The following is a 12,688-nucleotide window of genomic DNA, read 5'->3' on the forward strand; positions in this document are numbered from 1 at the left end:
TCCGCTTGCTCTGTTTGCCGTCGCCCTGACACCCGCCATTGTCGGCGTGGTTGATCTCTTGAGTAAAGTTTTAACCGTAAATCCTTGACGAGAAGTTGTCGCGGAACTGGCATCGAGATCCGCCAAAAACAAAAATGCCCGCGCAAGGCGCGGGCATTTTGAGCGGAGCGTTGCGAAAGATCAGTTGCGGACGGTGATGCAGGAGATGTCGGCGCGCTTCAGGGTACGGCAGACGGCTTCGGCCTGGTCGCGCTCGAGCCCGGCGAAGCGGGCGCGATAGAGCTTGCGATTGTCCTTGGCGACGACCTCGGTGAACGGATCGGCCTTGCTGAGCAGGCCGCGGGCCGAGCTGCGCGCGGCGTCGATGCGCTGCTGGGCCTCGTTCTCGCTCTCGAGCGCGCCGACCTGGACGATCCAGCCGCTGTGGGTGGCGACCGGCTTGGTGGTGGCGCTCATCTGGACCGGCATCGGGTCGGCGGAGGCCAGCTTCGGAGCGGCCGGGGCGGGCGCAGCAGTCGTTGCGGCCGGCAGTACCCCGAGGAGGCCGTTGCCGGTGCCGAAGCCCGCCGGCTGCCGCGGCAGCTCGGCGCGGGTGATCTCGGCCTTCGGCGCTTCCGGCTGGCTGACGACCTCGGGCTTGTTGATGAGATCGGCCCGGGCGACGACGGCGGTGGAGGTTTCCGCGACGTCGGAACGGGACGAAATGGCGTTGGTGACCGGCGGTGCGACCTGAGCGGGGGCGGCGGAAGCGACCTTCACGGCGCCGGCCTTGACCTGAACCGTCTTGACCCGGACCGGCTTCATCGGCTCGGACGAGCCGGGGATGATGGAGAGCGGCTGGCTCGAGATCACGCCATTGGTGAGCGGCGCCGGCTCGATCTTGGATTCCGTCGGCCGAACTTCAGGCTTGGCTTCGGATCTGGGCTGGGCCGGCGGCACCGCGGCAGTCGCAGCCGCGAGCGTCGACAGGCGTGCGGCCAGACGCGACGGAGCGGCTTCAGGAGCAGGGGCAGGAGCGGCCTGAACCTGCGGAACGGCGCGGGCCGGGGTAGGCGACGCGTCGGCGACCTCGGTGCTGGCGTCCGCGCCGTTGCGCTCCGTGACCGCGGCGACGGTGTGGGTGGTCGCACCCTTCTCGAGATTCTCCGCGAGCAGGTTGCGCATGATGGCATCGCGCGAACCGCCGCTGCGGCCGCCGAGCACGACACCGATCAGATGACGGTTGCCGCGGCGCATCGAGGTCACGAGATTGAAGCCGGAGGCGCGGGTGTAGCCGGTCTTGATGCCGTCCACGCCCTCGACATTGCCGAGCAGGTGATTGTGGTTGCGGATCGACTGTCCGCGCCAGTTGAAGGTCGCCGTCGCGAAATAGCGATAGTAGCGCGGGAAGCGCTCCTGGATAGCGCGGCCGAGCGTGGCCTGGTCGCGCGCGGTCGTGACCTGCTCGTCGTTGGGAAGGCCGTTGGCGTTGCGGTACACCGTCTTGGACATGCCGAGCGAGCGCGCCTTGCGCGTCATCATCTGGGCGAAGTCGTCCTCGTCGCCGCCGATCGCTTCGGCGATCACCACGGCTGCGTCGTTGGCGGAGCGGGTGACGAGACCCTTGATCGCGTCCTCGACGCGGATGGTCTGGCCGGCGCGCAAATTCAGCTTGGTCGGATCCTGATCGGCGGCGTGCTGGGACACCGGCATCTCGGTGTCGAGCTTCATCTTCCCGGACTCGAGACGCTCGAACAGCAGGTAGAGCGTCATGATCTTGGTGAGCGAGGCGGGGTGGCGGATCCCGTCGGGGCTGGTCGCCTGGAGCACTGCGCCGGAATTGCCGTCGACGATGATGGACGCGAATCTCGGGCTGGAGCTCTCGGACACGTCGCGCTGCACCCGGTGGTGCGCGTAATGGCGGCGATGACGCCGCGCCTCGGCGGCATCGGTGGTGAAGATGACCGCGGTGGTGACCGTAAGAAGCCCGAAAACGCCAACCCGCGCCAAGCGCGAGGAAGACAAGTTTTTACGAAGCATGGAACCCCGTCCCCGTTTCTGACTTGATCACCGGCTCGTGAGGCGAAATTGTGCCCAATGGACCCGGGATCATTACCTGCTCAGGCTGTCCCTCCGCTGGTGCTCGCCGCGGGGGACGTTGGACCTGAACCGCTATTCTGGCTAAGGTGATGGTCTCAAACGGCTTTTGACCGTCTGCGGAAGTTGAACACGTCCAGGGAATCAGGGTAGGGGCCCGCGGTTTCCAAATGCTTAAAGAACCCTTGCGGGAAACCCCGGGAATCTTCGCGAAATGAGTCCAGTTTTGTGCGTCGCACAAAATTCTTGACTTTTTTGTGCGTTGCACTAATTGTGGGCAGAGTCAGGGAGCCGGGGCTTCCCGACGAGAGCCAGGGAAAAGGATTCCGAAATGTTCAAGGTTGAAGACTTTCAGAACTACGGGAAAGAGCACTTCGAGCAGTACGTCGCCTCCGCGACCTCGGTGCAGCACGGCCTTCAGGCTATCGCCAGCGCCTATGGCGACTATACGAAGAAGTCGTTCGAAGACACCAAGTCCTTCGTCGAGAAGCTTTCCGGCGTGAAGTCGCTGGACAAGGCCATGGAAGCGCAGACCGATTTCGCCCGTTCCTCCTACGAGACCTTCGTTGCGGAATCGCAGAAGATCGCCGGCCTCTACAGCGACCTCGCCAAGCAGGCGTTCAAGCCGGTCGAGACCATCGTGTCGAAGTTCACCCCGGCTGCTCAGTAAATTTTTCAGGACGTCCTGGAATCGAAAAGCCCGGCTGAACCAGCCGGGCTTTTTGTTGGCACGCGGTCGATCCGTCAGCGCGCCACGCGCAGCTTCGACAGCGAGGTGCCGATGTCCTTGAACACCGAAACGGTCTGGCTGGCCGACGTGACGAGATAGAACTTGTCGGAGCTGCTGGCGCAATATTGCAGCACGCTCGAGGTCGGATCGCTGCCGGTGTTCACCTGCACGGTGTAGATCGTGATGTTGTTGGGCTGGGCCTTGGCATTGTCGCACAGCTTCTTCTCCCGCGCGTCGATCTGCGAGGAGTCGCTGTACCAGCGGTTCTGCGTGTTCATGCCGTCGGAGAGCAGGACGATTGCGTCCTTGTAGGTGTAGTTGGTGTCCTTGGCCGGCGCGTTCATGGGATCGCCGGTCGAGAGCGTCATCCAGCCCCAGGCGAGGCCGATGCCCTGGTTGGTGTTGCCGGTCGGGACCAGATTGCCGATCAGCGTCTTGAGCGCCGACCAGTCGTAGCTCAGCGGCATGATCGGTTGGATGTAGGCCGAATTGCTGGAATTGCAGTACGAATACTGCTCCGCCGGGAACAGCGTCGACGAGTTGCTGCTCACCGGAGCAGTATTCTTGGTGTCGTAGTCCTGATCGCGGTCGGTGACGCATCCCGTCCATTTGTTGTGGTTTTTCGGCGTCCACGTCTTGCCCGCGCTGACGCAGCTCGACTGTTGCTTGTACCAATTGTCGCTGCAGCTGCCATTCACCGCTTCCCAGTCGCTCCAGTCGATCCAGGACTTGTCATAGTTGCTGCTGCCGACGTTGACGTCCTTGGAAAACGGAACGACCGAGATGTAGACGTCGCCGTTGGTCTTGGCGAGCGTGCTGAGCTGGTCGACCAGGTTCTTCGCGGCCGTCTGCATGGCCGGCATCTTACCGTCGTCGGCCATCGATCCCGTGACGTCGAGCACCAGGGCCACGCGCATGCGCGTCAGGCCCCAGGCGCTGGTGGAGGTGGTGTCGATGCCGAGTGTCGGGAAGCCGGCTATCTTCATGAAGCTGGTCGTGTAGGTGCCGGTTCCGGTGAGCTGGATCGTCGAGCCGATGCTGGTGCTCGCGGTATAAGTGGCCCCAACGGTGACCGATGGCAGGGTCGTGGTGTTGGTGAACAGGGCATTGAAATAGGTTTGCGCCTTGCTGCTGATCTGGGACGTCGTGATCGTGCCGGACGACAGGTCCCTGGAGAGCATCAGCGCGGTGGAGTCGAGGGCCGACTGCATGGAGGCGCGGGCCTGGGCGGCGCGGCTATAATCGATCGCGGCACCGACGAAGCTCAGCACCGGGACCAGCGCGATGGCGAAGATCACGGCGATATTGCCTTGCTCGGCCGTTGCAAAGCGGGCGCATAGTCGACCAAGGCGGCTGACGAGCGGCGGGCGAGACATGACAATCCCCGAAATCTGTGTTTTGCCCGATTTCGCGCCATGCCATTGAACGGCAGGTAAATTGGACCGTAGAAAACCGGAGCGACCCGCGTGAAACCGCCGCAGCCGGGTTAATAGCCGGGGTTCCTGGTCAACATGTTCTAAACGCGCGGGGCGAAATTTTTGTCAAATCGGTCCGGATTGTTTAACCTCACTCCTGATCGCCCGGACCGGGAATCGGGACTGCCGTGGCCGCATCGGCCGGACCTCTGCACGCTTGCGGCGGGCCGGGGGCAGGCCCATATTGCTGGCGAACGATCCGGTTTGGACCGGATTGTCGGGAGCGGCGATCCAACAAGGCGGCGCGCCTGCGCCAGGCTCCGAAGGGCGGGGTCGCGCGGCGACCGCCATTCGCTTCCATGGGGAATTTGAACGCCTGAGCCATGCCGCAATTGACTTCCAGACTCGACCTGTCCGCGCCAGCCGCTGCCTACGCTCCTCGCATGAGCAATGACGAGAACCGTTCGGGCAACCCCTCGGGTCCGAACACTTCGGTCATTACCAAGGTCAAGCCGAAGACCAAACGGCCGAACCTCTACCGCGTGCTGATCCTGAACGACGACTACACGCCGATGGAGTTCGTCGTCCACGTGCTGGAGAAGTTCTTCAACAAGGACATCGAGGCCGCGACCAAGATCATGCTGCACGTCCATCATCATGGTATCGGGGAGTGCGGCGTGTTCACTTACGAGATCGCCGAGACCAAGGTGACACAGGTGATGGATTTCGCCCGCAAGCACCAGCATCCGCTGCAATGCGTGATGGAAAAGAAGTAGTCGCCGGTCCCGTTCCTTAGAGTGGTTCTGCTCGTGTGGTGTGTGACGGCAGCGCATCCTGCTGCATGATCCGGTGAACTTCGGCGCCGGCGTCAACCCTGCCCAAATGGGTAGTCCGCCCAAATCGGAACGGGTTTTGCATCGAAAATACCGCGGGTGTGTCGCTGCCAGAGTCGCGGAACCGGTCTTTCGCCGCGGTCTTGTATAACTATATGTGACAAAGGTTGTTGTTGCCTGACCGGGCGATGACGATCATGATGGTGGGGGCCATAGAGGACGCGAATGCCGACTTTTTCCCAAAGCCTTGAACAATCCCTGCATCGTGCACTGGCGATCGCAAACGAGCGTCATCACCAATACGCGACGCTCGAGCATCTGTTGCTCTCCCTGATCGACGACTCCGATGCAGCCGCCGTCATGCGCGCCTGTAGTGTCGATCTCGACAAGCTCCGCACGAGCCTGGTTAATTATCTAGAGACCGAGTTCGAGAATCTGGTCACCGACGGCGCGGACGACGCCAAGCCGACAGCCGGCTTCCAGCGGGTGATCCAGCGTGCCGTGATCCACGTGCAATCCTCCGGTCGTGAAGAGGTGACCGGCGCCAACGTGCTGATCGCGATCTTCGCCGAGCGCGAGAGCCATGCCGCGTATTTCCTGCAGGAGCAGGACATGACGCGCTATGACGCGGTCAACTACATCAGCCACGGCATCGCCAAGCGGCCTGGCGTCTCCGAGGCGCGGCCGGTGCGCGGCGTCGACGAGGAGACCGAGACCAAGGGCGCCGAGGACGCCAAGAAGAAGGGCGAGGCGCTCGAGACCTATTGCGTCAACCTCAACAAGAAGGCGCGCGACGGCAAGATCGATCCGGTGATCGGACGCAATTCCGAAATCAACCGTGCGATCCAGGTGCTGTGCCGCCGGCAGAAGAACAACCCGTTGTTCGTCGGCGAAGCCGGCGTCGGCAAGACCGCGATCGCGGAGGGCCTCGCCAAGCGCATCGTCGACAGCGAGGTGCCGGAAGTTCTGGCGGCTGCCACGGTGTTCTCGCTCGACATGGGCACGCTGCTCGCGGGCACGCGCTATCGCGGCGACTTCGAAGAGCGCCTGAAGCAAGTGCTGAAGGAACTCGAGGCGCATCCCAACGCCATCCTGTTCATCGACGAGATCCACACCGTGATCGGTGCGGGCGCGACGTCGGGCGGGGCGATGGATGCCTCGAACCTGCTCAAGCCCGCGCTGGCCTCGGGCACCATCCGCTGCATGGGCTCGACCACCTACAAGGAATACCGCCAGCACTTCGAGAAGGACCGCGCTCTGGTGCGGCGCTTCCAGAAGATCGACATCAACGAGCCGACGGTCGAGGACGCCATTGCGATCCTCAAGGGACTGAAGCCGTACTTCGAGGACTACCACCGGCTGAAGTACACCAACGAGGCGATCGAGGCAGCGGTGCAGCTCTCCTCGCGCTACATCCACGACCGCAAGCTGCCGGACAAGGCGATCGACGTGATCGACGAGTCCGGTGCGGCGCAGATGCTGGTCGCCGAGAACAAGCGCAAGAAGACCATCGGCATCAAGGAGATCGAGACCACGATCGCCTCGATGGCGCGGATTCCGCCGAAGAGCGTGTCGAAGGACGATGCCGAGGTGCTCAAGCATCTCGAGCAGACGCTGAAGCGCACCGTGTTCGGTCAGGACAAGGCGATCGAGTCGCTTGCGGCATCGATCAAGCTGGCGCGCGCCGGCTTGCGTGAGCCGGAGAAGCCGATCGGTTGCTACCTGTTCTCGGGTCCGACCGGCGTCGGCAAGACCGAGGTTGCAAAGCAGCTCGCGGCAAGCCTCGGCGTCGAGCTGTTGCGCTTCGACATGTCCGAATACATGGAGCGGCACACCGTATCTCGCCTGATCGGTGCGCCTCCCGGCTATGTCGGCTTCGACCAGGGCGGCCTGCTCACCGACGGCGTCGACCAGCATCCGCATTGCGTGGTGCTGCTCGACGAAATCGAGAAGGCGCATCCTGATCTCTACAACGTGCTGCTGCAGATCATGGATCACGGCCGGCTCACCGACCACAACGGCAAGCAGGTCAATTTCCGCAACGTGATCCTGATCATGACCACGAACGCGGGGGCTTCCGATCTCGCCAAGCAGGCGTTCGGCTTCACGCGCTCCAAGCGGGAAGGCGACGACCACGAGGCGATCAACCGGCAGTTCGCGCCGGAATTCCGCAACCGTCTCGATGCCATCGTCTCGTTCGGCCATCTCAGCGTCGAGGTGATCGGCACCGTGGTCGAGAAGTTCGTGCTTCAGCTCGAAGCCCAGCTCGGCGACCGCGACGTCACCATCGAGCTGTCCGAGCCCGCCAAGGCCTGGCTGGTCCAGCATGGTTACGACGAGCAGATGGGCGCACGTCCCATGGCCCGCGTGATCCAGGAGCACATCAAGAAGCCGCTCGCCGACGAGGTGCTGTTCGGCAAGCTGAAGGGCGGCGGCCACGTCCGCGTCGTCCTGGTCAAGGACGAGGCTGACGAGACCAAGGAGAAGATCGGGTTCGAATTCGTCGAGGGCCCGGTCACGCCGAAGCAGGAGAAGCTGCCGGGGGCCCGCAAGCGGCCGCCGGGCAAGTCCAAGCCGGGCGGTCCCGGCGGCTCGAAGGGGCCGACCTCCAAGGGCCCGCTGGTCAAGGCTTGATCCAGCGCTCATCATGAACAGAAAGAGGCCGGCTGCGAAGCCGGCCTTTTTTGTTTCCGAGGCTGTGTGTGACCCTTACGTCCCGGCTTCGGGCGCGGCCGCTGGCGGACGCGGCTTGCGCGGCGCGGCCGGCCGCGCGCTGCGGGCGGGGGCGGTCGGCTGCATCGTCACGATGACCGGATTGGGCTTGTGATCGGTGGCCGCCCCGGTCGCGGCATCAACGCCCATGCCGATGACGCCGCCGGCGAGGAGATTGCCGGCGAAGCCGGCGGCGCCCGTGCCCGACACTTCCTTGGTGAGTTGCACCGTCTGGGGTTGATAGCCTTCCTTTTCGAAGGTGATCGTGATGTCGGCGCTACGCTTGGCGACGATGGCGCAAGGTGTTGTGCAGGTTGTCGGCACCTCAAGCCCGCTGACCACAGCCTCCACGCCCGACGGTGTCGATGAGATGCTGATGTTTTCGGTCGTGCCGCGCGTCACAGACGCGCAACCGCCCAGCATGACGCTGAGCGCCACAATTCCCAATGAACGCATGAAGTGCCCCTTATTCCCCGCGCCAATCAAGCGCAACCGGAGCGCGAGGGCAATAGGTCATTGGTCCTGATAGTTAAGCCACGCAGGGGTTGTGCACGGGAATAGCAGGCACCTGAAGGTGGGCTCTGTCAGTCGCCCCGCAGGCGCTGATCGTCCTGCACGCGGACGTGTTCGGCGCCGCGCGCGCCAGCCGGAGACAGCCGCAACATGCTCAGCACCGCGCCGCAGAGTGCAAACCCGACGCCTGCGAGCAGTGCCAGCCTGGTCCCCTCAACCGGATACCGTCCGAGCAACAACGCCACCAGCGCAGCGCCAGTGGTCTGGCCGAGCAGACGCGCCGTGCCAAGCATGCCGCTGGCGCCGCCGGCGCGCTCGCGCGGGGCGGCTGCGATCATGGTGCGGTTGTTGGGGGTCTGGAACAGACCGAATCCGGCACCTGCCAGCGCCATGCGCCAGATCACGTCGAACGGTGTGGGGTCCGCGGGCAGGAAGGCGAGCGCGGCGAGGCCGCAGGCGAACAGCGTGAGCCCGATGCCGCCGAGCAGGCCGGCCGGATAACGCTCGACCAGGCGGCCGGCCAGCGGCGCCGCGAACGCCACCGCGATCGGCCATGGCGTGATCAGGAGGCCCATATGCACCGCCGAATAGCCGAAGCGGCTCTGGAGGTAGAAGGGGATCGCGACGAAGGCCAGCATCTGCCCGCAGAACGAGGCGATCGAGGTCGCGATCGACAGCGCGAACACGGGGATGCGCAACAGGTCGACCGGCAGCAGCGGCGAGGTCATGTGGGTTTCGCGCCAGATCAGCAGCGCGCCTGCGACCAGAGCGATGGCGAACTGGATCAGGCAGGTGATGGCGGCCTCGCCATGACCGACGCTGTCGACGGCTGCGATCCCGACGCCGAAGGTGATCGCTGAAAGCCCCGCGCTCTGCCAGTCGAACGAATGGCTGGCGGGCTTTGTGTGCGGCAGGCTGCGCAGGCCCAGCACCAGCGTCACCGCGCCGAGCGGCACGTTGATGGCGAACAGCCACGGCCAGCTTCCGACCGCCAGGATGCCTGCGGCGAGCGTCGGGCCGATGGCGGCCGAGAAGGCGACGACGAGCGCGTTGAGCCCGATGCCGCGGCCGAGCTGGCTGCGCGGGTAAGTGAAGCGCACCAGCGCCGCGTTGACGCTCATGATGCCGGCCGCGCCAAAGCCCTGGATGATGCGCGCGATCGTGAGCAGCGGCAGCGTATGCGCCAGCGCGCAGAAGGCGGATGCCAGCGTGAACAGCACCAGCCCGACCAGATAGACGCGGCGATAGCCGACGATCTCGCCGAGCGAAGCCAGCGGCAGCAGCGAGATCGTGATCGCAAGCTGGTAGCCGTTGACGATCCAGATCGAGAAGGCCGGACTGGCGTCGAGGTCGGCCGCGATCGTCGGCAGCGCGACATTGGCGATGGCGCTGTCGACCACCGCCATGATGATGCCCAGCGCAATGGTCAGCACCGCCTGGTTGCGCTGTGGCTGCGGCAGGCCGTCGGCGTGCTCGATGGGGGCGGACGACATGATGGAGGCGCGCTTGATTCGAGCCGTGTTCCGTCTCCCGATTAGGAAATTGCAGGATGGATCGCAACCCGGCAGGACACGGACGGTTCCTGTGCCGCAGGCGGTCGGCATCGACCGGAACGGCCGCGCACCCTACCAGCGTGCTGTCGATTTCCCGAACACGTAGAGCGCAATGAGGCCGAGCGTCACCATCGTCGAGACGACCAGGACGGCGCGGTCCCGGTCGATCCGCGTCCGCTCGGTGCGGGTGAGATTGAGGACCGTGAACAGAGCCTTCATGGCAGATCGGCGCATCGGCGGCCTCGCGGCCGCATTGTGCCACGGCCGGCGCGAGCGGGCTTGATGCAGCTCAACGAGGCCTACACCGCCGGCGGGTTCCGGTCGGTGAAGGTCGTGCGCTGGTGCCAGTAGGGATAGGGCAGCGTCACCTTGCTCGCCGCGTCGAGTTTTGCGACCTGGTCCTTGGTCAAGGACCAGCCGACGGCGCCGAGATTTTCGCGCAGCTGCGTCTCGTTGCGCGCGCCGATGATCAGCGTCGATACGGTCGGGCGCTGCAGCAGCCAGTTCAGCGCGATCTGCGACACGCTCTTGCCGGTTTCCTTCGCGACCTCGTCGATGGCATCGACGACACGATAGACGTGCTCGTCCGGCACCGGCGGGCCGAACTCGGCGGTCTTGGGCAGGCGGCTCACCTCGGGCTTCGGCTGACCTCGGCGAAGCTTGCCCGTGAGGCGTCCCCATCCGAGCGGCGACCAGACCACGGCACCTAACCCCTGGTCGAGGCCGAGCGGCATCAACTCCCATTCGTAATCGCGCCCGATCAGCGAATAATAGGTCTGGTTGGCGACGTAGCGCGGAAAACCGTGCTTGTCGGCAACAGAGAGCGACTTCATCAGGTGCCAGCCGGAAAAATTCGAAACGCCGACATAGCGGATCTTGCCGGCGCGCACGAGCGTATCGAGGGTCGCGAGCACCTCCTCCGGCGGCGTGAAGGCGTCGAAGCCGTGGAGCTGGAACAAATCGATGTAGTCGGTGCCGAGCCGGCTCAGCGAACCGTCGATGGCTGCGAGCAGATGCTGCCGTGACGAGCCGATGTCGTTCGGGCCGTCGCCGAAGCGAAACGTGGCCTTGGTCGAGACCAGCACCTTGTCGCGGCGGCCCTTGATGGCCTCGCCGAGAACGCGTTCGGACTCGCCGAGCGAATAGACGTCCGCGGTGTCGAACATCGACACGCCGGCCTCAAGGCAGACGTCCAGCAGGCGCCGCGCCTCGGTCGCGTCCGTCGTGCCCCACGCGGCAAGGCGGCCGACGCCGCCGAAGGTGCCGGTGCCAAGGCTCAAGGCGGGCACCATGAGGCCTGACCGGCCCAAGCGTCGGTATTCCATCGAAATGCTCCTCGGCTGCCGCTGATTGATCGTTGCGGCCTCGGCATCGAGGTTAGCGCAAGCGGGTGCCTTGTCCTATCACGCGCTCACATACCGGCCTTGCTCGGACGCCCTAATCGTGCCGAAGCATATCGTCGAACGCGGCGTCAACGATGCGCGGGCCGACAAGCTTCGCCGAAAGTTTCGGCTCGTCCCTTGCCTGGGATGGGGGAGCGCAGCCGAGCTCTCGATTGCGCGTCTGCTGCGGCAGCAGAGTCAAACCCCATCCCACCACGACCAGCACGGCGAGACGGATCGCGATGACGCTCAGCAACAGCTCGCTTCCGCTTATCGTCGTCTGAGTCCTCATGCGTGGCAGCCTGATCCACGCCGCAACGCAAGACAATCTGGAATTGGCGAGCGTTGCCTTCGTCCAGGACGAAGGCTTGCGAAGATGGCTGCTCAGTGCCGCAGTTGGCTCTGCCTGAAATCGCGCGGCGACATGCCAAAATGCTCGCGGAAGACGCGGCCGAAATGCGAGAGGTCGTTGAAACCCCAGGCAAAGGCGATCTCGCTGATGTGGCGATGGACGAGCATGGGCGAGGCGAGGTCGCGACGGCACCGCGCAAGGCGTTCGGCGAGGACGTAACGTTGGAACGAGGTCTCTTCGTCGGCGAGAAGGTCGTTCACGTAGCGCGGCGAAATGCCGAGCGCAGCCGCGGTCTCCGGCAATGAAAGGTCGGGGTCGGCGAGATGGGCGCGGACATGCGCCTTGAGGCGGTAGATCAGCGCAGAGCGGTGGGTCGAGGATGGCAGCGACGTCTTGCCGAGCCGCTCGCTCAGCGCCATCGCGAGCAGATCGACGGCCTGTTCGGACAGAACAGCGGCGTTGCCAGGGGCGAGCCGGTCGGCACTCTGGCAAAGCCGGAAGATGAAATCATAGGCGAGCCGCTCGAGCGGTGCCTCAGTGCCAAACGACATCGCGGTCAGCGTCTCCGTGCCGCCGAGCCGGCGCTGCAACATCTCGCGCGGCACCTTGAAGATGGTCTGCGTGAAGGCGTCGTTGAACTTCAGCTCATAGGGGCGCGTGGTGTCGTAGAGCGCGAACTCGCCGGGATGAACTACAGTCTCGCGGCCGTCCTGCACCACGCCGCCGTCGCCGCGATGGCCGAGCGCGACCAGGACGAAATCCTGATCCGAGCGCGCGATGCGGGAGGGCGTACGGAATACGTGCTGGCGATCGGAGCAGACCTCGGAGCATACGGCCTTGCCGAGCGGGATTTGCGTGACCGAGCCGCGAAAGGCGCTGCCGAGATCGGATTTGCAGTCGAGCCCGACGAAGACGTCGCAGACGATGTCCTGCCAGAGGGCGAGCCGCCGGTAGCCCGGGCTGCCGTCCGTCGTGAACTGGATTGGCATCGGCAGGCCTCCCTTTCACATCCAGCGAAATCGCATGTTGGCGCAGATCCAGCCCGATCCGAGGCAAATCCCGTACCGGGCCGAAATCCCGGCCGGTCGAGTTTTTGTTCCGCCGCGGTCGAGCGGCTGGTTG

11 protein-coding genes are annotated in these 12,688 nt (G+C 64.5%); 3 read left to right on the forward strand and 8 right to left on the reverse strand.

Annotated elements, in window-relative coordinates; translation table 11 throughout:
- Positions 1 to 180: 180 nt before the first annotated feature.
- The gene (locus GDN70_RS17560) at positions 181 to 2,019 is read right to left on the reverse strand and encodes a D-alanyl-D-alanine carboxypeptidase (protein WP_152102835.1); all 1,839 of its coding nucleotides are present in this window, start codon (positions 2,017 to 2,019) and stop codon (positions 181 to 183) included.
- A 388-nt stretch (positions 2,020 to 2,407) separates the two neighbouring features.
- Here GDN70_RS17560 and GDN70_RS17565 point away from each other — a divergent pair, with 388 nt between their 5' ends.
- The gene (locus GDN70_RS17565; RefSeq protein ID WP_028143975.1) at positions 2,408 to 2,746 is read left to right on the forward strand and encodes a phasin family protein; all 339 of its coding nucleotides are present in this window, start codon (positions 2,408 to 2,410) and stop codon (positions 2,744 to 2,746) included.
- A 74-nt stretch (positions 2,747 to 2,820) separates the two neighbouring features.
- On the opposite strand, the gene GDN70_RS17570 is transcribed toward GDN70_RS17565, so the two are convergent.
- Positions 2,821 to 4,182, reverse strand: coding sequence for a TadE/TadG family type IV pilus assembly protein (locus tag GDN70_RS17570; RefSeq protein WP_028143974.1), 1,362 nt, complete (start codon positions 4,180 to 4,182; stop codon positions 2,821 to 2,823).
- Between the two features lie 482 nt (positions 4,183 to 4,664).
- On the opposite strand from GDN70_RS17570, the gene clpS reads away from it, so the two are divergent.
- Together clpS and clpA are read left to right on the forward strand one after the other, a co-directional pair.
- Positions 4,665 to 4,997 (forward strand): ATP-dependent Clp protease adapter ClpS, encoded by a 333-nt coding sequence (clpS, locus tag GDN70_RS17575; RefSeq protein ID WP_026202494.1) that lies wholly within the window; start codon positions 4,665 to 4,667, stop codon positions 4,995 to 4,997.
- A 282-nt stretch (positions 4,998 to 5,279) separates the two neighbouring features.
- A complete protein-coding gene (clpA, locus tag GDN70_RS17580) occupies positions 5,280 to 7,688 on the forward strand; it encodes an ATP-dependent Clp protease ATP-binding subunit ClpA (RefSeq protein WP_028143973.1) in 2,409 nt (802 codons plus the stop codon).
- A 75-nt stretch (positions 7,689 to 7,763) separates the two neighbouring features.
- Here clpA and GDN70_RS17585 read toward each other — a convergent pair whose 3' ends face one another.
- From GDN70_RS17585 to GDN70_RS17605, 6 genes are all read right to left on the reverse strand, one after another.
- Entirely contained in the window at positions 7,764 to 8,222 is a 459-nt protein-coding gene (locus GDN70_RS17585; protein WP_028143972.1) for a hypothetical protein, read from the reverse strand.
- 128 nt (positions 8,223 to 8,350) lie between these two features.
- Positions 8,351 to 9,772 carry an MFS transporter gene (locus GDN70_RS17590; protein ID WP_049806683.1) on the reverse strand — a complete coding sequence of 474 codons (1,422 nt, stop codon included), beginning with the start codon at positions 9,770 to 9,772 and terminating at the stop codon, positions 8,351 to 8,353.
- A gap of 132 nt (positions 9,773 to 9,904) precedes the next feature.
- Entirely contained in the window at positions 9,905 to 10,066 is a 162-nt protein-coding gene (locus GDN70_RS34980; RefSeq protein WP_173015828.1) for a hypothetical protein, read from the reverse strand.
- Between the two features lie 65 nt (positions 10,067 to 10,131).
- Positions 10,132 to 11,157, reverse strand: coding sequence for an aldo/keto reductase (locus tag GDN70_RS17595; RefSeq protein ID WP_038950336.1), 1,026 nt, complete (start codon positions 11,155 to 11,157; stop codon positions 10,132 to 10,134).
- 112 nt (positions 11,158 to 11,269) lie between these two features.
- Positions 11,270 to 11,470 (reverse strand): hypothetical protein, encoded by a 201-nt coding sequence (locus tag GDN70_RS17600; protein ID WP_244429199.1) that lies wholly within the window; start codon positions 11,468 to 11,470, stop codon positions 11,270 to 11,272.
- Between the two features lie 128 nt (positions 11,471 to 11,598).
- Positions 11,599 to 12,555, reverse strand: a complete 957-nt coding sequence (locus GDN70_RS17605) for a helix-turn-helix domain-containing protein (protein ID WP_028143969.1) — start codon at positions 12,553 to 12,555, stop codon at positions 11,599 to 11,601.
- Between the last annotated feature and the right edge of the window lie 133 nt (positions 12,556 to 12,688).

Source organism: Bradyrhizobium sp. TM102 (genome assembly GCF_009176685.1).
GTDB lineage: Bacteria > Pseudomonadota > Alphaproteobacteria > Rhizobiales > Xanthobacteraceae > Bradyrhizobium > Bradyrhizobium ottawaense.